Annotated in this window: 22 protein-coding genes; 10 read left to right on the top strand and 12 right to left on the bottom strand. The window is 30.2% G+C overall.

What is annotated here, in order from left to right:
• The first annotated feature begins 22 nt into the window (after positions 1-22).
• Positions 23-544, top strand: coding sequence for a DUF3575 domain-containing protein (locus LPB302_RS08155; RefSeq protein WP_053974018.1), 522 nt, complete (start codon positions 23-25; stop codon positions 542-544).
• A 73-nt stretch (positions 545-617) separates the two neighbouring features.
• Here LPB302_RS08155 and LPB302_RS08160 read toward each other — a convergent pair whose 3' ends face one another.
• A complete protein-coding gene (locus tag LPB302_RS08160) occupies positions 618-2,165 on the bottom strand; it encodes a glycine--tRNA ligase (RefSeq protein ID WP_053974017.1) in 1,548 nt (515 codons plus the stop codon).
• Between the two features lie 105 nt (positions 2,166-2,270).
• On the opposite strand from LPB302_RS08160, the gene LPB302_RS08165 reads away from it, so the two are divergent.
• Genes LPB302_RS08165 through LPB302_RS08175 form a run of 3 tightly spaced genes read left to right on the top strand, consistent with a single transcriptional unit; the run spans position 2,271 to position 4,894 of the window.
• The gene (locus tag LPB302_RS08165; protein ID WP_053974016.1) at positions 2,271-2,957 is read left to right on the top strand and encodes a ComF family protein; all 687 of its coding nucleotides are present in this window, start codon (positions 2,271-2,273) and stop codon (positions 2,955-2,957) included.
• 55 nt (positions 2,958-3,012) lie between these two features.
• Positions 3,013-4,629, top strand: a complete 1,617-nt coding sequence (locus LPB302_RS08170) for an Ig-like domain-containing domain (RefSeq protein WP_176966462.1) — start codon at positions 3,013-3,015, stop codon at positions 4,627-4,629.
• 28 nt (positions 4,630-4,657) lie between these two features.
• The gene (locus tag LPB302_RS08175) at positions 4,658-4,894 is read left to right on the top strand and encodes a PLDc N-terminal domain-containing protein (RefSeq protein ID WP_074613503.1); all 237 of its coding nucleotides are present in this window, start codon (positions 4,658-4,660) and stop codon (positions 4,892-4,894) included.
• Between the two features lie 17 nt (positions 4,895-4,911).
• Here LPB302_RS08175 and LPB302_RS08180 read toward each other — a convergent pair whose 3' ends face one another.
• Complete coding sequence (locus LPB302_RS08180; RefSeq protein WP_053974014.1) at positions 4,912-6,060, bottom strand: cystathionine gamma-synthase; 1,149 nt, start codon at positions 6,058-6,060, stop codon at positions 4,912-4,914.
• Positions 6,061-6,209: 149 nt separating this feature from the next.
• Positions 6,210-6,665 carry a DinB family protein gene (locus LPB302_RS08185; RefSeq protein ID WP_053974013.1) on the bottom strand — a complete coding sequence of 152 codons (456 nt, stop codon included), beginning with the start codon at positions 6,663-6,665 and terminating at the stop codon, positions 6,210-6,212.
• A gap of 42 nt (positions 6,666-6,707) precedes the next feature.
• Here LPB302_RS08185 and LPB302_RS08190 point away from each other — a divergent pair, with 42 nt between their 5' ends.
• Entirely contained in the window at positions 6,708-7,055 is a 348-nt protein-coding gene (locus tag LPB302_RS08190; protein ID WP_053974012.1) for an arsenate reductase family protein, read from the top strand.
• Between the two features lie 17 nt (positions 7,056-7,072).
• Here the strand turns inward: LPB302_RS08190 and LPB302_RS08195 are convergent, their stop codons facing one another.
• The 5 genes from LPB302_RS08195 to LPB302_RS08215 form a co-directional block, all read right to left on the bottom strand.
• Entirely contained in the window at positions 7,073-7,537 is a 465-nt protein-coding gene (locus tag LPB302_RS08195) for a DUF4252 domain-containing protein (protein WP_053974011.1), read from the bottom strand.
• Between the two features lie 41 nt (positions 7,538-7,578).
• Positions 7,579-8,595 carry a DUF3089 domain-containing protein gene (locus LPB302_RS08200; protein ID WP_053974010.1) on the bottom strand — a complete coding sequence of 339 codons (1,017 nt, stop codon included), beginning with the start codon at positions 8,593-8,595 and terminating at the stop codon, positions 7,579-7,581.
• Positions 8,595-9,068, bottom strand: a complete 474-nt coding sequence (locus LPB302_RS08205) for a hypothetical protein (RefSeq protein WP_053974009.1) — start codon at positions 9,066-9,068, stop codon at positions 8,595-8,597. Before LPB302_RS08205 ends, LPB302_RS08200 begins: the two co-directional genes overlap by 1 nt.
• A gap of 5 nt (positions 9,069-9,073) precedes the next feature.
• Entirely contained in the window at positions 9,074-9,985 is a 912-nt protein-coding gene (locus tag LPB302_RS08210; protein ID WP_231658711.1) for a glycosyltransferase family 4 protein, read from the bottom strand.
• Between the two features lie 100 nt (positions 9,986-10,085).
• On the bottom strand, positions 10,086-10,895 hold the full coding sequence (locus tag LPB302_RS08215; protein ID WP_053974007.1) for a DUF8457 domain-containing protein: 810 nt from the start codon (positions 10,893-10,895) through the stop codon (positions 10,086-10,088).
• Positions 10,896-10,996: 101 nt separating this feature from the next.
• On the opposite strand from LPB302_RS08215, the gene LPB302_RS08220 reads away from it, so the two are divergent.
• From LPB302_RS08220 to mscL, 3 genes are read left to right on the top strand one after another with little or no spacing between them, the layout of a single operon-like run.
• Positions 10,997-11,656, top strand: coding sequence for a thymidine kinase (locus tag LPB302_RS08220; RefSeq protein ID WP_053974006.1), 660 nt, complete (start codon positions 10,997-10,999; stop codon positions 11,654-11,656).
• On the top strand, positions 11,653-12,753 hold the full coding sequence (gene alr, locus LPB302_RS08225) for an alanine racemase (RefSeq protein WP_053974005.1): 1,101 nt from the start codon (positions 11,653-11,655) through the stop codon (positions 12,751-12,753). The genes LPB302_RS08220 and alr overlap by 4 nt, the downstream gene beginning before the upstream one ends.
• 53 nt (positions 12,754-12,806) lie before the next feature.
• Positions 12,807-13,217 (top strand): large-conductance mechanosensitive channel protein MscL, encoded by a 411-nt coding sequence (mscL, locus tag LPB302_RS08230; RefSeq protein ID WP_197273160.1) that lies wholly within the window; start codon positions 12,807-12,809, stop codon positions 13,215-13,217.
• A gap of 49 nt (positions 13,218-13,266) precedes the next feature.
• On the opposite strand, the gene LPB302_RS08235 is transcribed toward mscL, so the two are convergent.
• The 3 genes from LPB302_RS08235 to LPB302_RS08245 are packed head-to-tail and all read right to left on the bottom strand — an operon-like array spanning position 13,267 to position 16,868.
• Entirely contained in the window at positions 13,267-15,072 is a 1,806-nt protein-coding gene (locus LPB302_RS08235) for a GNAT family N-acyltransferase (RefSeq protein ID WP_053974003.1), read from the bottom strand.
• A 58-nt stretch (positions 15,073-15,130) separates the two neighbouring features.
• Positions 15,131-16,384: an aspartate kinase gene (locus tag LPB302_RS08240; RefSeq protein WP_053974002.1), complete on the bottom strand. Its 1,254-nt coding sequence runs from the start codon at positions 16,382-16,384 to the stop codon at positions 15,131-15,133.
• Between the two features lie 4 nt (positions 16,385-16,388).
• A complete protein-coding gene (locus LPB302_RS08245; protein WP_053974001.1) occupies positions 16,389-16,868 on the bottom strand; it encodes a GNAT family N-acetyltransferase in 480 nt (159 codons plus the stop codon).
• Between the two features lie 196 nt (positions 16,869-17,064).
• On the opposite strand from LPB302_RS08245, the gene fbp reads away from it, so the two are divergent.
• Positions 17,065-18,075, top strand: coding sequence for a class 1 fructose-bisphosphatase (fbp, locus tag LPB302_RS08250; RefSeq protein ID WP_053974000.1), 1,011 nt, complete (start codon positions 17,065-17,067; stop codon positions 18,073-18,075).
• Positions 18,076-18,185: 110 nt separating this feature from the next.
• Complete coding sequence (locus tag LPB302_RS08255; protein ID WP_053973999.1) at positions 18,186-18,794, top strand: superoxide dismutase; 609 nt, start codon at positions 18,186-18,188, stop codon at positions 18,792-18,794.
• 107 nt (positions 18,795-18,901) lie between these two features.
• On the opposite strand, the gene LPB302_RS08260 is transcribed toward LPB302_RS08255, so the two are convergent.
• Entirely contained in the window at positions 18,902-20,800 is a 1,899-nt protein-coding gene (locus LPB302_RS08260; protein ID WP_053973998.1) for an amidophosphoribosyltransferase, read from the bottom strand.
• Positions 20,801-20,812 lie beyond the last annotated feature (12 nt).

Below are 20,812 nucleotides of genomic sequence, written 5' to 3' on the forward strand. Positions count from 1 at the left end.
TTAAAAATCTAATCAATCAATTATGAAAAAAGTATTACTCTTGGTGTTTCTATTTGCAACAGCAATCTCATTTGCTCAAGATAAAGAAAAAGAATACCCACAAGATAAAGACAAAAAACATGAGGTTAAGGTAAATGTATTAACGCTAGTTGCTGGTCCTTGGATAGATGCCTCTTATGAAAGATTAATTAATGAAGAATCTTCTTATGGATTATCTGCAACCTATAATACTAATACAGATGAAAGCGATTTAAATTACGCAATAACCCCTTACTATAGGCGTTATTTTTCTGGAAAATTTGCTAGAGGTTTCTTTGTAGAGGGTTTTGGAGCCTTATTTTCAGCAAGAAATTATTATGGTTTTTCAAGTAATAATGAAGAGTTTGAAACTGGCTTTGCTTTAGGTGTTTCTGTAGGTGGAAAATTTGTTTCTAAAAAAGGATTTACTACAGAATTACTTTTGGGTGTTGGTAGAAACTTAGTTAGAGATAGTAATTATGAAGGTTTCCCAAGAATAGGTATTTCAGTAGGATATCGTTTCTAAAAACTAAAATTATAAACTAAAAAAATCCTCATCAATTCCAATTGATGAGGATTTTTTTTATGCTATTTAATTCTTAAGCTTCCATCTTTTTTAGCCAAGTTTTTACATCAACCTCAGCTTTAATGATATCTCTTAAATCAGAAATTTTAACACGTTTCTGATCCATAGTATCTCTATGTCTAATAGTTACAGAATTATCTTCTAAAGAATCATGATCTACAGTAATACAGAAAGGTGTACCTGCTGCATCTTGTCTTCTATAACGTTTACCAACTGCATCTTTTTCATCGTAAAATACGTTAAAGTCCCACTTTAAATCTTCTATAATTTTCTTAGCAACTTCTGGTAAACCATCTTTTTTAACTAAAGGAAAAACTGCTGCTTTAAAAGGTGCTAAAACTGCCGGTAATTTTAAAACCGTTCTTGTTGTACCATTTTCTAATTCTTCTTCTTGTAATGAATTAGAGAAAACTGCTAAAAACATTCTGTCTAAACCAATAGAAGTTTCTACAACATAAGGCACATAACTTTTGTTTTCTTCATGATCAAAGTACTGTAACTTTTTACCAGAAAATTCTTCATGCGCTTTTAAATCGAAGTCTGTTCTTGAGTGTATACCTTCTAATTCTTTAAATCCGAAAGGAAAATTAAATTCAATGTCTGCAGCAGCATCTGCATAGTGAGCTAATTTATCATGATCATGAAAACGATAATTTTCAGACCCCATACCTAATGATAAATGCCATTTTAAACGTGTTTCTTTCCAAGTAGTATACCATTCTTTTTGAGTACCTGGCTTTACAAAAAATTGCATTTCCATTTGCTCAAATTCACGCATTCTAAAAATAAATTGTCTTGCAACAATTTCATTTCTAAAGGCTTTACCTGTTTGTGCAATTCCGAAAGGAATTTTCATACGTCCAGTTTTTTGAACGTTTAAAAAGTTTACAAAAATTCCTTGTGCTGTTTCTGGTCTTAAATATACTTGTGTAGCGTTTTCTGCTGATGCCCCAATTTGAGTACCAAACATTAAGTTAAACTGCTTTACCTCTGTCCAATTTTTAGAACCAGAAGCTGGACAACCAATACCTAAATCTACAATTAATTGTTTAAAACCAGCTAAATCATTTTCTTCTTGAACTCTTGCTAGCTCTGCAGAAATTTCATCTATCTGTTTTTGACGACGAATTACATTTTGGTTAGTTGCTCTAAACTCTTCTTCATTAAAAGCATCTCCAAAACGTTTTTGAGCTTTTTCTATATCTTTCTGGATCTTCTGATTTATTTTTTCTCTAAAATCTTCAACTAAAACATCTGCTCTGTATCTTTTTTTAGAATCTTTATTATCAATTAAAGGATCGTTAAAGGCATCTACATGACCAGAAGCTTTCCAAGTAGTTGGGTGCATTAAGATTGCAGCATCAATACCTACAATATTATCGTGCATTTGCACCATTGCTTTCCACCAATAATCTCTAATATTTTTCTTTAGCTCAACTCCATTTTGAGCATAATCGTAAACCGCACTTAAACCATCATAAATTTCAGAAGACTGAAATACATATCCATACTCTTTTGCGTGCGATAAAACTTTTTTAAACTGATCTTCTTGTTTTGCCATAATGAGCGCAAAGATACACGTTTACCGAAATTTATCAATAAAACTGCAGTTTAAAAAATTGGTAAAAATCATTTTATGTATCTTTCCTTAGATTTCTTTTATGCTATGAAAATATTAAAAGATCTATTGTATCTCTTTTATCCAAAGTTATGCGCAGTTTGTGAATTAAAATTAGTTGAAAACGAAACTACCATTTGCACGCTTTGCAGGCATGATTTGCCATTAACTAATTTTACAAACTTTAGAGAAAACAAGGTCACCAAAACATTTTACGGACGAACGTTAATACACAAAGGCTTTGCCCTTCTTTACTATAGGAAGAAAGGTAGTGCTCGTAAGTTAATTCAAGATTTAAAATACAGAAACAACCAAGAAATTGGTGTTTTCTTTGGGAATTGGTTAGGAGAGCTTTTGAGCGAAAACAAAGAATTTGAAAACATAGATTGTATGGTACCTGTGCCTTTACATCCTAAGAAATTAATGGAAAGAGGTTATAATCAAGTCACTAAATTTGGAGAACGCTTAAGTTATCACTTAGATAAACCTTTAATTGAAGATAAACTGAAACGTATTTCTGCAACAAAAACACAGACATTAAAAGCACGTTTTGAACGTTTTACTAATAATGATACTAAGTTTGAATTAGAAGATGCTGCCTTTTTTAACAACAAACATGTATTGCTTATTGATGATGTAATTACAACTGGTGCAACTTTAGAGGCTTGTGCAAATGAGTTTCAGAAAGCTACAAATGCTAAAATTAGCATTCTTACTATGGCCTTTACTGAATAAATTTTATGATTTTTTATTCAAAAATTAATCGTTATTTTGTCTTAAATTTATTTTTGTGAAAACTAGTTACAGGTTACTTTTATTACTATCATTTCTTTTTCTAATGATAAATTGTGCAAGAACTGGAAGACCTGATGGAGGTCCTAAAGATGAAGAAGCACCATTATTTGTTACAGCAAACCCTCCTTATGAAAGTACTAATTTTGATGAAGTTGAAATTAGAATCGAGTTTGATGAGTATGTAACTCTTAAAGATTTAAATAAGCAATTGGTAGTTTCTCCACCCATGAAAAACCCACCTTTAATTACACCTCAAGGAACACCAAGTGATTTTATTGATATTGAAATTATTGACACCCTTAAAGCAAATACAACTTACATCTTAAATTTTGGCAACGCAGTTCAAGATAACAATGAAGGTAATCAATTAGAAAACTTTAAATATGTTTTTTCTACTGGTAGTTATATAGATTCTTTAACCACTTTTGGTACTATTAAAGATGCAGAACTTCTTGAAACACCTAGAAGTGTAAACGTTTTAATGTATAGAATAGACAGCACATTTAATGACTCTATTATCTATAAAAGAAAACCTGATTATGTTACAAGTACCTTAGATACTACCAATTACAATTTTACCAACCTAAGAAAAGGAAACTATTTATTATTAGCCTTAAAAGAGCCTTTAAACGACTATATTTTTAACTCTAAAACCGATAAAATAGGTTTTTATAAAGATACTATTCAGCTTCCTAAAGATAGTATAATTCCAAATTCTATTGTGTTATTTAATGAAGAACAACCTTATGAATTTGCAAGAGGAAAAGAAACTGCGAAGGGTAAAATTGAGTTTGGTTTTTATGGTGATGCAAAAGACATGAAAATTAACCTACTTTCTGATGTACCTGAGGATTTTAAAAGTATTGCAAAATTTGATTCCAAAAAAGATACTTTGAATTATTGGTATACTCCAATAGAGAGAGACTCTTTAAACTTTATAGTTGCAAACAATGATGTTTTAGATACTATTACTGTTCGATTACGAAAAAAAAATATAGATTCTTTAATTATTGAATCATCCATCAGAAATATTTTAAACTTAAGAGATACGTTTTATATAAATAGTAACACACCTATTGTTACTATAGATAGTACCAAAATTAATTTATTTGATAAAGATACTTTAGCTGTAAAATATAAAATCATTCCGTCTATAAAAGAAAATAAGATTGCCTTTGTTTTTGATAAAAAGCCAGAAGACAAATATAAATTTAGCTTCTTACCAAAAGCGTTTACAGACATTTATGAAGTTGCCAATGATAGTTTAGCTTATTATTTTGTTACTAATGAGTTAGAAGATTATGGTAGAATAACGTTAAACGTAAATAATATTAATTCTAAAAACGTAATCATAGAATTATTGTCTGGTCAAAATCAAGATGAAATTGTAGAAAGACGTTTTATTAATTCTTCTGCGCAATTGGTTTTTGATTTATTGGAGCCCATTAAATACACAGTTAGAGCCATAATAGATGAAAATGGAAATAATAAATGGGACACAGGAAACTATCTAAAAAAGCAGCAGCCAGAAGTAATTTTATATAATGAAGCCATTAACAATTACGCACTTAGAGCCAACTATTTTGTAGAGGAAATATTTATTATTAATTAATTTTGTAAATTACATCAAAATAGAATATATGATATTTACCTGGTCTATACCTTTATTAATTTTAGCCTGCTTATCTATATTACTATGGTTTTGGGCTATTATTGATATTAATAGAAGTAATTTTAAAGATCCAAAACATAAAGGTTTGTTCTTTTTATTAGTTTTAATTACACCTGTTATAGGGTCTATAATTTATTTTCAAATGAAGAAAGGTTACGTTTCTACTGATAAAAGAAGGTTTTCTCCACAATTTAATAATCATTAATAACGCTCCTTAAAGAATTAGGCATTTAAAGCTTGTTCTAAATCAGCTAGCAAATCTTCTACATCTTCAATACCAACACTTAGACGTATTAAAGACTCTGTAATACCAATTTTTAAGCGCTCTTCTTCTGGAATAGAACCATGAGACATGGTTACAGGATGATTTACCAAACTTTCTACACCACCTAAAGATTCTGCCAACGTAAATAATTTTGTGCTTTCTAAAAATGAAAAGGTTGCTTCTTTACTTTCATCCTTTAACTTAAAAGAAACCATACCACCAAAAGCTGTCATTTGCTTTTTGGCAATTTCGTAGCTTTCATGAGATTTTAACCCTGGATAATACACTTTACCAACTTTAGAATGTGTCTCTAAAAATCGAGCTACTTTCAAGCCGTTTTCACAATGTCTTTGCATTCTAACATGCAAAGTTTTTACACCTCTTAAAGCCAGAAAAGAATCCATGGGCCCTGCAATTGCACCTGCTGCAAATTGTATAAAATGTATTTCTTTAGCCAATGTTTCTTCTTTTACCATTAAAGCACCCATTACCAAATCTGAATGGCCTCCCAAATATTTAGTAGCAGAATGCATAACAATATCTGCACCTAAATCTAATGGTTTTTGCAAATATGGTGTTGCAAATGTATTATCTACAGCTATTAAAATTTCTGAATTTTCTTCTTTTACATTCGTTGTTATTTTATGAATGTTTGCAATTTTCATTAATGGATTGGTAGGTGTTTCTATCCACACCAATTTTGTTTTTGAAGTAATTGCGTTGGTTACATTAGCAACCTTATTCATATTTACAAACGAAAACTCTAAACCATATTTTTGAAATAATTGTGTAAACATTCTGTAAGTTCCTCCATACAAATCATCTCCTGCAATTACTTCATCTCCTGGCTTTAACAATCTTAAAACTGCATCTATAGCAGCCATTCCAGATGCAAATGCGAATGCATGCGTGCCATTTTCTAGTGCTGCAAAATTAGCTTCTAAAGCAGTTCTAGTAGGGTTTGTACCTCTTGCATATGCATAACCTTTGTGCTGCCCAGGGCTAGATTGTGCAAAGGTTGATGTTAAAAAAACAGGTGGCATTACTGAACCTGTTGTTTCTTCGTGCTTCTGACCTCCGTGAATTGTTTTGGTATTGAATTTCATGTTTTAATAGACTTAAAATTACAAAAAGCGAGAATATTCTAAATAGGCTTAGCCCAGATTGAACGACTTGTTTGAGCTCTTTTTGAGTTGCTGATTTTTATCAGCAACTCAAAAAAGCGAGTAGTGAAAGCTGGAAACAGCTTCTAAACCTAAAGAAACTTTTTTATAGATCTAATAATTCCATAATGTATACCTTCATGAAAATTATTAAAAGGAATGGCATTATTTATAGAAGAAAGTACAAAGCCTGTGCTTGTTGGGTACTCTTTGTAGTTCTCGAAAATACCTGCTTCAAAATCTTCTTCTAAAGTATCTGGTAAGCCCATTAAAAGTTCTTTAACTTCTTCAAACTCCTCTTCTGTAAATGTTTTTGTAGGCACAGTACCTTTTCTGTGTGCTTCTACCAAATCATCTGGACATAATAGATTTAAGCCAGATAAACCATAATGTAATAACTGTTGTGTAACCACTATATGTGCTACATTCCAAGCAATGTTATTTTTAAAACCATCAGGTATTTTGTGTAGTTCTTCTAAAGATAAACCATCGATTTCTTTTAATATTAAATCTCTAGATTTTCTTAAAATATCAAATTGAATTTTCATTTTTATACTTAATTTTGATACTGTAAATATAATTGATATAAAATGAAGAAAGTTTATTTTTTGAAAACTTGTGATACTTGTAAACGTATCTTAAAGGAAGTGAATTTAGATGGTTTTGAACAGCAAGAAATAAAAGCAAACCCTGTAAATGAAACTCAGCTACAAGAAATGTACGCGCTTTCTAACAGTTATGAGGCCTTGTTTAATAAACGTTCACGATTATATAAATCTTTAGGTTTAAAGGATAAATCGTTATCTGAAGCTGATTTTAAAAAATATCTTTTAGAGGAATATACTTTTCTAAAAAGACCTGTTTTTATTATTGAAGGTGAAATTTTTATTGGAAACAGTAAGAAAGAAGTAGAAAAAGTAAAAGAGAAAGTGAATTAACACTTTCTCTCTTGGTTTTATATTTTGTCTGAATTAGAAAGCAACTTTGCAAGTTCTTCTTTAGTCATGCTTGTTTTTAAGCCTAAAAGCACCAAGCTATCATCATCACTATTTGCCTTGAAAATGATTTCTTTTATTAAGTTGTTCTTTTCTAAGGTGTAAAATTCAGCTCTACTATCATCGCCTTTTACACGAACCATAGTTTTTAAATTATTTCTTCTAATATATTTCTTAAAGTCTTTAGAAACTTCTTGATTCTCATTATCAAAAACCATTAATTTAAAGTTACCTGACTTTTTTAGCAGGTCTGCAACCTCATCTGAATCTTCATCATTAAAGAATGAACCCACCATTGATGCTGATACATTTAATGAAAATTGAGAGTGTTCTTTATGGCTTTTATAAAACTTTTTAAAGGTTGATGTTTGTGCTGATGCAGTTAAAACGAATAGTGCAAATACGAATGTGATTAATTTTTTCATGTTACTTGGTTTTCCTTTCAGACGAACAAGTAATTAATTTGTTACAAATTGCTTTTTAATTTAAAGTATGTATTTGTTCTTAACTCAGCATTTTGCTGAATGTCTTTCCAGAAAAGATTAATATCTCCTACATGATAATTTTTCATAAAAGACATAAAAAGTCTACCAGGAAATTTTGGTGTTGTGCTCCAAATTAAACCATCTGTAACTTCAATTTTTAAAGCTTTATCATAAATTTTATTATTAGAATATAAGAAACCTTTGTGTTGCTCTAAAGTTGTGGTTTTGTCCAAATTCCAAGTTATTGGGTTTGTAGTTACACTACCTTTAAAGTAATCCTTTCCTTTTTTTGAATAATAGCCTTTTTTAAACGTATTCCACCCAACAAAACCTCCTGTTTCATTCGGTTTTGTCATTACTTTTATGGTCTTAAATAAATCTGGTTTTGCAACTGTACCAACTACGTAAGCCGCAATTAATTTATTTTGTAAAGGTTGGCCATCAAAAAAATCTCTTAATAAAAACTTAGTATGTGTAGAACCTTGGCTATGACTTGCTATTATTATTGGTCTTCCTTTATTATACTTTTCAAGATAGACTTCAAATGCTTTTTTTACATCTGAATATGCCAATAATAATGCTTGTTCTCCACCATTTTTTAGACGGGAATACGAACGCAAGTGTGCTTGCCTATAATAAGGAACATATACTTTACCTGAAGTTGCAAAGGCTGAAGCTTGATAAAGTACTGCTCTATTTAATACTTTTTCTTGTTGCTTTTTATCATTTATAGGCACATTCCATCTTAAATCGCCTTTTTCTGTATTTAAAGTAGGATAAACATAGAACACATCTGCTTTTAAAGTATCTGGTTCCTTTGATGCAAATTCTGTAAATTCTGCAGTATATTTATTTGGTAATACAGCCCAATTCTCTTCTAAATTATAATCTGGAACATCAGTTTTTTCTGATTTTATGTATTCTGAGGCGTCATAACTAGCTTTACAAGCTGAAAATAAAACCAATAAAACTGTGATATAAAACAGATTTGTTTTCATTAAAAATTCATTGAAATTCCGAAATTAGTTCCATTAATCTTTAAATTAAAAGTAGGTTGAAATTGGTAACTAGTGGTTGATAAGCCTGCATTGTATAATTCTACAGCCTTCTTAGTTTTTCTGTTAAACCCTTTTACAATTGGAATTGTAGCTACAATTAATGCAGCACCTGCTCCTGCTAAAGCCCATTCAGGATCTCCTCCACCAATTGCTGTACCAATAGGAAAACCGACTAAAGCTCCACCTGCAGTTCCTAAAACCAAAGCCCAAGTCTGATTTGTTTTTGCTGACTGAATTAATGCTAATGCTTCATTATTCTCTTTCATAATCTCTTTCATGTCTTTTAAAAGAAGCGTTTTATCATTCTGCTTAAATTCATAACCCCCAAAAACTTTGTTCATTTCGATTTTTTGAGCATTCGTAATTGACACTGTTAATAATGTAAATAATAAAATTCCAACTAAATTTTTCATGATTTTTAATTTTTTAAATATAATTCTGATAATCTTTCTGCCTCTTTTTTAGCACTCCAATTTTTAATAATTTCTTCTCTTGCTGCTTTGCTAGTCATAGGAATTTCATCCTTCAGTAACTTTATTAAAATTTCTTCTAATTCATCGTTATTTCCTGCTTCAAATAAATAACCATTTTGGCCATCAGTTATTAATTCTGAATGTACACCTACATTTTTAGTTGCTATTACTGTATTTTCACAGCTCATGGCTTCTGCTGTAACTAGAGAAAATCCTTCTGAAAAACTAGGTGCAACTACAATTTTTGCTGCTTGATAATAAGAAATGATATCTCTAGTTTCGTCTATAAAATAAACTTGATTTTCTATTTGATGTTTTTTAACAATGGCTTTTAATTCTTCTAAAAATACTGGTTTATCTACTTTACCAACTATAACTAAAGCCCAATTAGAAAATTCTTTTAAGTTTTTTAAAGCTTCTAATAAAACCAACTGACCTTTAGCTTTTCTTACTCTGCCTGCATTTAGAATAATATGGTCTTGAGAAATATGCTGAAGTTTCTTAGCTGTATCTGGTGTAAATTTTTCAACCTGAACTCCATGACCAATTAAGGTATTTTTGACACCTAAATTAGCGCTCATACTTTTAATTAAAGTAACTACTTTATCTGCTTTTTTAAGCAAAAACAACGTTAAGCTAGAGGGTTTAGATTCTGCATGTCTTGTAGCTACAACTGTAAAGTTGGCACCTAAAAAACGATAATAAAGCATTCGTAAAATTTCATTGTTTCTATGACAATGTACAATTGTTTTATCCTTAGAAAATAAAACTGCTTTGAGTTGTTTGGTGGTTATATGATTTCCTGAAATATTTGATCCATACACATAAGTCTCAAATTTATCTGTAAAAAAGGGCAAAACATTTTCTATACTTCTTGTAACGCCTGTTTTGCGTTTATGAAAATGTGTATGAATTAAAACTTGTTTCAGAATTTAAATTGATTTTAAAATCTACTGCTTATGCGAATTTACGTGCTACTATTTCTAAGAATCGTGTTTCTAATTCTTCTTGCTCAGCCCAGTTATAATCTGGCTTAACCATTTTATTTATAAAGCTTTTAGCCTCTTTTTCTGTTTTAAACGTGTTTAATTGAGACACAACTCTATTATAATCTTCTTGCTGATTATTAAATAGGTGTTTCACAAATGCAATTCTATCATTCAAACCAATTTGAATATTGGTGTTCAATTTATCGTTTAACGATTTTGGCTGCACATTTTCAAACAAATCAGCCATAACATCTACAGAAATAATGTCATGTAACTCTTCTTCTAAAGACATTGTTTTGCGCTCTTCTACCTTAACCACCTCCTTTTTTAATTCAGGTTCTTCAATCTCTTCTGGCTTCGCAAACATTATTTCTTCTAACTCATCAAAAGGTTGCTCTATTTTCTGAGTTTTAACTTCTGGTTCTTTCTTCTCCTCTACTGCTTTTGGTGTTTCTTCCTTTTTTACCTCTTCTTCTGGCTCATCAATTAAGTTAAAGACAACTTTTTCTTCGAGAATTTTTTCTGCTTTCTCTTCTTTTACATCTATAATTGATTTTTCTTTTTGCACAAATGCAGTTTCTATTTTATTTATCAATTCTTCTTTAGCTTCAGCTGAATTAGGAGTTGTAGCTAGGTATTCGTCTACAAAAGCCAACATAGAAAGCTTTTCGTAAATTTCTCTTGATTTTTCCTTTAATGCAAAAACATCATCCTTATTCTTCATCTTTAAGATGCTATGAGCTAAACTAATTAATTCGCTCTCTAATTTTTTGTGCATAAGTTGTGTCCTATAATTAAATTAAACTACTAAATATTTATAAATTTGTAAACGCTGAGGATTAAACAAAAGTATAAAATTATAACGCTTAAAATTACAAAATGTTTCTTGAAAATACTGTAAATCATACAGAACAATTTGGTTGGATTGAGGTAATTTGTGGCTCTATGTTTTCTGGTAAAACAGAAGAGTTAATTAGGCGTTTAAAACGTGCACAATTTGCTAAACAACGTGTAGAAATTTTTAAGCCTGCTGTAGATACCAGATATGATGAAGAAGAAGTTGTTTCTCATAACGATTCTAGAATTAGATCTACACCTGTGCCAGTTTCTTCTAACATTCGTTTATTAGCAAATGATGTAGATGTTGTTGGTATTGATGAAGCTCAGTTTTTTGATGATGAAATTGTAGCTGTTTGTAATGATTTAGCCAATAGAGGAGTTCGTGTAATTGTAGCTGGTTTAGACATGGATTTTAAGGGAAAACCTTTTGGCCCAATGCCAGCATTAATGGCAACTGCAGAATATGTAACCAAAGTACATGCAGTATGCACACATACAGGTAATTTAGCTCATTACAGTTTTAGAAAAGCACAAAATGATGATTTAGTAATGCTTGGAGAAACTCAAGAATATGAACCTTTAAGTCGAGCAGCTTATTATAAAGCTGTGCAAGCAAAACAACATGTTTCTTCTATAAAAAGTTCTGACGATTCAGAAATTTCAACTGCAGAGCAAGATTTAAATTCGACCAAAGAATGAACAATCATGTAAGTGTTTTAGAAATTGATGGCAAAGCTTTAGAGCATAATTTAAATTATTTTAAAAATAAATTAAATGAAACAACTAAAATTTTAGCTGTTGTAAAAGCATTTGGCTATGGTAGTGATGGAGTTTTAGTAGCTGATTTTTTAAAAGATAAAGTAGACTATTTTGCTGTAGCTTACGCTCATGAAGGCATAGCTTTAAGAGAAGCAAATATTAAAACACCTATATTAGTTTTACACCCACAAATTGCTACTTTGCAAGACATAATCGATTATAGATTAGAACCTAATTTATACAATTTTAAAATTTTTAATGCCTTTTTAGAATTAGCAGATAAGGTTCCTTTAATGAACTATCCTATTCATATTAAGTTCAACACTGGCTTAAATAGACTTGGCTTCTGGCATACAGATATTCCAAAAATTATTTCAGAACTTAAAGAAACTAATCATATAAAAGTACAGTCTCTTTTTTCTCATTTAGCAGCCAGCGAAGATTTAGAAGAAAAAGAATTTACCAATCAGCAATTAAATAATTTTGCATACATAGCACAGCAATTTTACAAACATTTAAACTATGAACCTATGTTGCATATTTTAAATACTTCTGGAGTTGTAAATTATGCAGTAGCTCAGTTTGATATGGTTAGAGTTGGTATTGGTTTATATGGTTTTGGTAATGATGCAGAAGAAACCAAACAACTTAAAAACACACACAATTTAAAATCTATAATTTCACAAATTCATTTAATTGAACCTGGTGAAACTGTAGGTTACAATAGAGCTTTTGTTGCAAAAAAACCAAGTAAATCTGCTACAATTCCTGTAGGTCATGCAGATGGGCTATCTCGAAAATTAGGAAATGGAGCTGGGTATGTGCTTGTAAACAACCAAAAAGCAAAAATAATTGGTAATGTTTGTATGGATATGATTATGGTTGATGTTACCAAAATTGATTGTAATGAAGGTGATGAAGTTATTATCTTTAATCATCAAGATATGCTAAATAATATAGCTGACACTTCTGAAACAATCGTTTATGAAACCTTAACATCAATTTCTCCACGTGTTAAGAAAGTGTTAAAATCTTAAAAAAAATTACTACTTTAGCAACTCACCAACCTAAAATTATAGAATAAATGGGAATGTTAAAAGAATTTAAAGACTTTGCAATGAAGGGCAACCTTGTAGATATTGCAGTAGGTTTTGTTATGGGTGCTGCTTTTAAACAGGTAGTAACTTCTTTTACTGGAGGAATTGTTTCTCCTTTAATTGGTTTAATTTTTGAAGCCGATTTTAAAAAGTTAAAATGGATTGTTAAAGAAGGTACTTTAAATGATGCAGGTGAAACTGTAGGTCAAGTAGCTGTTTTATATGGAGACTTTCTAACAAACGTAATCGACTTTATTATTGTTGCTTTTGTAATGTTTATGATTGTAAAAGGTATAAATGCAACTAAGAAAAAAGAAGAGCCAAAACCAGAAGCTCCAAAAGGACCAAGCCAAGAAGAATTATTAGAACAAATTAGAGATTTACTTGCTAAACAAAATAAATAATTCGAATTATTTACAACAAAAAAACCCAAGCTTAGCTTGGGTTTTTTTGTTATTTTTTAATTATTTCTGCAGCTTTTCTTTCTAGCTCTGCTTGAAATTCTTCCATTACAGGCTTTACTGTACTTTCTGGTATATCTGAAACTTTTATATACATTAAACCATCTACAGCATTATTAAATTTAGGGTCTACATTAAATGCCACTAATCTTGCATTTTGTTTCACGTATTTTTTAATCAAAACAGGAATTCTTAATGCACCTGGTTCAATTTCATCAATAATTTTATCAAACTTTTGCATATCTGCTTTTGAAGCATCAAATACAAAGTCTTTATCATCACCCTTTAATTTAACTTTATATTCTTTTTTAGGGTAAATGTACTGAGCAATATATGGATCATAATAATGAGACTTCATAAACTCAATCATTAACGATTTTGAAAAATCGGAAAACTGATTGCTAATAGAAACACCACCCATTAAATATTTATACTCTGGATAACGTAAAGTAACATGCACAATACCTTTCCATAACAAGAACAAAGGCATTGGTTTTTGTTGATATTCATCAATAATAAAAGCTCTACCCATTTCTATGGTATTCTCCATCATTTGATGTAATTCTGGCTCAATTCTAAATAGTGTTTGAATATAAAAACCATTAATACCATGTTTCTTATAAATCTCTTTTCCAAGCCCCATTCTGTAAGCACCTGCTAAACATTTAGCTTGATTGTCCCACAAAATTAAATGGTAGTAATACTTGTCATACTTGTCTAAGTCTAAAGCTTTGTTAGTACCTTCACCTACACCTCTAAAAGTAATTTCTCTTAACCTACCTATTTCGTGTAAAACATTTGGAATTTCTTTAGCATTGGCAAAGAAAACTTCGTAATTTTTACTTTCTAACAGTCTGCAATCTGTATCTCTTAAATTATTAATTTCTTTTATAAAAGAATCTTTATTTTTTTGTGCAGCAATTTTTTTAGCTGGCTTTTTAATTTTTATAGATTCAGTAGATATCAGTTTGTTTGCTTTCTCAAAAGGATTAGCCAACATGTAAGTTTTCTTTCTAATAAACTCATAAAAAGAAGGTATGTCTTTATATTCATTTTGATCTGCAACTGAAATCGGTTTCCCTATTCTAACCTTAATAATTTTACCATCTTGAGATATAACTTCTGATGGTAATTTAGCCGTTCTTAAGGTATCTGAAATTTTAGACAGAAAATAAAATAATCCACTATTCTTTGCATGAAAATAAATAGGAATAACTGGTACTTGCGCTTTTTTAATTAAACGAACTGCTCCTTCTTCCCAAGGTTTATCTACCTTTAATTTACCATCTTTATAAGTAGAAACTTCACCTGCAGGAAAAATCCCTAAAGGTTTACCTTCTTTTAAATGCGAAAGTGCACTTTTTATACCTGCAACACTAGACTTGGCATCCTTTCTATTTTCAAAAGGATTTACAGGCATTATGTATGGTTTTAATGGCTCTATTCTATGCAATAAAAAATTAGCGATAATTTTATAATCGGCTCTTTTTTCTATTAATAGTTTTAATAACAAAACACCATCTATACCTCCCAAAGGATGATTAGATACTGTTATAAAAGCACCATCTTTAGGTATTCTTTTTAAATCTTCTTCTGGAATTTGAAATTCAATATTACAATCGTCTAAAACACCATTTAAAAAAGCTAAATCGGTTTTGTCCTTGTTCTTTTTGTAAATTTTATTGATTGCAGATATTCGTAAAACTTTAATAAGTAACCATCCAATAAAAGTTCCTAAAACTCCAAGTTTTTGTAAACCAATTACTTGTGCAATTTCTTTAGATGTTACTAATGGCATAATTATAAGTTAGTACTAAAGAACAAACATAGTAAAAAAATCGAAATCGAAATTTTATTTAATTAGGTTTTATTACAATTTGTGAAGTTTCTTTGTTTACTTGTGTTAATAATGATTCTCCTTTGTTTTCGATCAATTCAATTGCTGAATCATCAAAATGACGAATGGTATATAAGTCTACATTTTTCTGAACATCAATTTTAAATTGATTGTTTAATTCGTTATGAAACTCATCAAACTTATTGAATTTATTATCAATACAAACAGAAAAGCTGATGGCTGAATTCTGAATTAAGTTTACTTTTAATTGATAATCGTGTAATTTCTGAAAAATAAAACTGATGTTATTCTCTACCATAAATGAAAAGTCTAATGCAGATATAGACACCAAAATCTGATTTTTCTTAACAATATAACAAGGTATATAAGGTTCTAACATGGTTCCTTTAGATACTGTTGTTCCTTTTTCTTTAGGATTCACAAAAGAACGCACTAAAAGCGGAATTTCTTTCCTCTCTATAGGTTGTAATGTTTTTGGGTGAATTACAGATGCACCATAAAATGCCATTTCTATTGCTTCTTCGTAAGAAATTTGTTCTAGTAATGTAGTATCAGAAAACACTCTTGGATCTGCATTTAAAACTCCTGGTACATCTTTCCAAATTGTAACGCTTTCTGCACTTAAACAGTACGCAAAAATACCTGCAGTATAATCTGAACCTTCTCTACCTAAGGTAGTTGTGTTTTCTGTATCATTAGCTGCAATGAAACCTTGAGTAATGTTTATTTTAGAGGTATCTACTTTTTTGTTGATTAACTCTTCTGTTAAGTCCCAATCTACTTTTGCATCTCTATAATTAGAATCTGTTTTTATGTAGTTTCTAACATCAAACCAAACATTTTCTTGACCAATTTTAGCTAAATATCCACTTACAATTCTAGTTGATAACAATTCACCAAAACAAATAATTTGATCATACACATAATTGAATCTTTGAGAGGTGTTTCTAGCCAAAAACCAACCTAATTCACCAAACAAAACATCTACTTCTTTATAAACCTCATCTGTTTTATCGAACAAAGAACTCATAATATCTTTATGAAATTCTTCTATATAATTAAGTTTGTTAGGTAAATCTTCTTTTTTATGATAATAAGAATCTATTACATCTTCGAAAGCGTTTGTCATTTTACCCATAGCAGAAACCACTACTAAAGTATCTATAGCTCCCTCATTTTTAATAATAGAAGCAACATTTTTTACACTTTCTGCATCTTTTACAGAGGCACCACCAAATTTAAAAATCTTCATCTAACTAGTTGTTTTGTATAAATTTTGATAAGTTTTCTTTATTCATTTGTACTACAGACCAATCTTTTAAATAAGTAGCTCCTGTACTTTTGTAAAACTCAATAGCATTTGTATTCCAATCTATTACCTCCCAAGCAACTCTATTAAAGTCATTTTCATAAGCATAGTTTAAAACAGCTGTATATAATGCTTTACCTGCACCAATTTTTTGTCTGCTTTTGGTAACAATTAAATCTTCTAAATGAATAGTTTTACCTTTCCAAGTAGAATATCTTTCATAGAAAAGGGCTATACCAATAATTGTTTCATTTTCTTCGGCTACAAAAATTTTGAATCTTGGGTTATCTGAAAAGCCATCATTTATTAAATCATCTACAGTAATATCTACTGCATCTGGTTCCTTTTCAAAAATAGCCAATTCCATAATTAAATTATGCACAGCTTGCATATCTTCTTCTAAACCTCTTCTAATGATAAAACTCATATTTTCAAAATTTTGTCAAAGATAAATCATTTTATAATCGTTAAAAATATTTGTAAAATTTTGACAATAAGCTACAATCTGTGTAATTTTTTATCTAATTCTTAATTCATTGTCATTCAAAAAAATAAAAATCTAAAACGTTGTAGTAACTCAAAAAAGTTTAGATATTTGTTAAAAATCAACCATTAACTATCTCATGACAGTAAAAAAACAAACTCTTGGTGAATTCATTATTGAAAATCAGCATGCTTTTAAATACAGTTCTGGTGAATTAAGTAGCCTTTTAAATTCTATTAGATTAGCTGCAAAAGTGGTAAATCATGAAGTAAATAAAGCTGGTTTAGTAGATATTATTGGTGCTTTTGGAGACACAAATATTCAAGGTGAAGATCAGCAAAAATTAGATGTTTATGCTAATGATAAATTTATACAAACTCTAACTAGAAGAAATATTGTTTGTGGAATTGCAAGTGAAGAAGAAGATAGTTTTATATCAATTAATAGTATTGATGAAAATCACCAGAACAAATATGTAGTTTTAATAGATCCTTTAGATGGTTCATCTAACATAGACGTAAACGTTTCTGTAGGAACTATTTTTTCTATTTACAGAAGAGTTACACCAACAGGAACGCCTGTACAATTAGAAGATTTCTTACAAAAAGGTAGTGAGCAAGTTGCAGCAGGTTATGTAGTTTATGGTACTTCTACTATGTTGGTTTACACAACAGGAGATGGTGTTAATGGCTTTACCTTAAACCCTGCAATTGGTTCTTTTTACTTATCTCACCCAAATATGCAGTTTCCTGAAGATGGAAGCATTTATTCTGTAAATGAAGGAAATTACATGGATTTTCCTTTAGGAGTAAAAAAATACATAAAATATTGTCAAGAAGAAGAAGGAGATAGACCTTATACAAGTAGGTATATTGGTTCTTTGGTTTCTGACTTTCATAGAAATATGATTAAAGGAGGTATTTATATGTACCCAAAAGGTTCTAGAAACCCGAATGGAAAATTGCGTTTACTTTACGAATGTAATCCTATGGCTTTTTTAGCTGAACAAGCTAATGGTTATGCATCTGATGGTTACACAAGAACTATGGATGTAGAACCTACAGAATTACACCAAAGAGTGCCATTTGTTTGTGGAAGTAAAAATATGGTAACTGAATTAGAAGAATTTATGCAAAAATATGGTGAATAGCCACAATCTATGTTGCTATAAGTTAACAAATTATTAAAGACTTGGTATTGGTACTATTAAATGTTAAATTTGTTACTCACTAATTATAATAAACTTTAAAATATAAAATTATGGCTTTTGAATTACCAGAATTAGGATATGCACATGATGCACTAGAACCACATATTGATGCTAAAACTATGGAAATACACCATGGAAAACATCATAATGGATATACAACAAAATTAAACAACGCAATTGAAGGTACTGACTTAGAAGGAAAATCTATAGAGGATATCTTAGCTAATTTAGACATGAATAATAACGCTGTTAGAAATAATGGAGGTGGTTTTTACAATCACTCTTTATTCTGGACAGTATTAAACCCAGAAGATAGAGGTTATTTATCTGGAGAATTAAAAGATGCTATTGAAGCAGAATTTGGTTCTAAAGAAGCTTTTATCGATGCTTTTTCTAAAGCTGCAGCAACACAATTTGGTTCAGGCTGGGCTTGGTTATGTGTGCATAAAGGTGGTAAAGTAGAAGTTTGCTCTACACCAAACCAAGATAACCCATTAATGCCAGGTGTAACTTGTGGAGGAACTCCAATTTTAGGATTAGACGTTTGGGAACATGCTTACTACTTAAATTACCAAAACAGAAGACCAGATTATATTGATGCTTTCTTTAAAGTAATTAACTGGAATGAAGTTGAAAGAAGATATGCAGAAGCAAAATAAGTAACTATGTCACTATTATTAAGTCAAGGCTGATTTAATAAGTATATAAAAAAGAAAAGCATCCAATTATCTTGGATGCTTTTTTATTTTACTCTCGTTTTTACAAACTAGTAAGCTCTTTTGTCATTTCCTTCATAAAAATTGATGAATGCTTGATTCACAACTCTCATACCTCCAGGAGTTGGATAATCACCTGTAAAATACCAATCTCCTAAATTATCTGGGCAGGCTTTATGCAAACCTTCTATAGTTTGATAAATTACCTCAACCTCAGCTTTAATATCTTCCGTTTTTAGCATCTCTGCAATTTTAGACGAAATTTCTTCTGGTGTAAAAGGGCTGTAAATATCTTTTACATAATTTACAATATCTGCATCTTCATTATTCTGCTGAGCTTTACTTTTTTGATAAACCTCATCTACAATATGATATTGATTGGTTTGTTCTAATAACTCAATAGCTGCTTTAAATGCAATAAATGCATCAATTCTAGCCATATCTATACCATAACAATCTGGATATCTAATTTGTGGAGCAGAAGAAACCACTACAATTTTCTTAGGATTTAATCTGTCTAAAATTTTAATGATACTTTTCTTTAACGTTGTTCCACGAACAATACTATCATCTATAATTACTAAATTATCTGTAGGTTTTACAACACCATAAGTTATATCGTAAACATGTTCTACTAAATCATCTCTAGAATTATCATCTGCAATAAATGTTCTCAATTTTGCATCTTTAATTGCAATTTTTTCAAAACGAGGTCTTTCAGATAAGATTTCAGTTACTTTTTGGGCAGATAACTTTGTACCTCCAGCTAAGATTTTAGCTGTCTTTTGCTGATTCAATAAATCTTCAGCAGCTTCTGTCATTCCATAAAAAGACGTTTCTGCTGTATTTGGTATGTATGAAAAAACAGAATTAGAAACATCAGAATTAATAGACTTTAAAACTTGTGGAAAAACATATTTTCCTAAGTTCTTACGTTCTTCATAAATGCTGGCATCACTTCCTCTAGAAAAATAAATACGCTCAAAAGAACAAGATTTCTTTTCTCTTGGCTCGTTTACTTTTTTAATAGAAACTTTACCATTCTTTTTAATGATTAAAGCATGACCTCTTTCTAGTTCTTGCACTTTATCAATCTCCACATTAAACACAGTTTGTATTACTGGTCTTTCTGAAGCAACTACAACAACCTCATCATCTTCATAGAAAAAAGTTGGTCTAATTCCATTTGGGTCTCTTAATACAAATGCATCTCCATGACCAACCAAACCAGCCATAGCATAGCCTCCATCCCAATTTTTAGAAGAGCGTTTTAATACTTTCTTTAAGCTTAAATTTTCTTCTATAAATGGTGATGCATCTTTTTTATTAAAACCTTGTTTTTTGGCTTTTTGATATAGTTTACCTACTTCATCTTCTAAGAAGTGTCCAATTTTTTCCATTACAGTTACAGTATCTGTAAACTCTTTTGGATGCTGCCCTAACTCAATTAACTCATCTAACATTTGGTTAGAGTTTGTCATGTTAAAATTACCTGCAACAATTAGATTTTTATGTTTCCAATTGCTTTGACGCAAAAATGGATGAACACTTTCTATAGAGTTTTTACCAAAGGTTCCATAACGTACATGACCTAAAAATAAATTACCTACATAAGGTATATTTTCTTCTTGCCAAGCAACATCATCTTTCTTGTCTGGGTTTTCCCCTAAAACACCATTTATTCTATCGTTAATCTGCGCAAAAATATCTTGAATAGGTTGTGGTTTATTAGATCTAACTCTACTAATATATCTAGTTCCTGGCTCAATGTTAAATTTTACACTTGCAAAACCAGCACCATCTTGACCACGATTGTGTTGCTTTTCCATTAATAAATACATTTTATTAATTCCGTAAAAAGCAGAACCGTATTTGTCTTTATAAAATTGTAATGGCTTCTTTAATCTAACCAAGGCAATTCCACATTCGTGTTTAATTGCGTCGCTCATTTATTTTAGTAT

Source organism: Polaribacter dokdonensis, from assembly GCF_024362345.1.
Lineage (GTDB): Bacteria > Bacteroidota > Bacteroidia > Flavobacteriales > Flavobacteriaceae > Polaribacter > Polaribacter dokdonensis.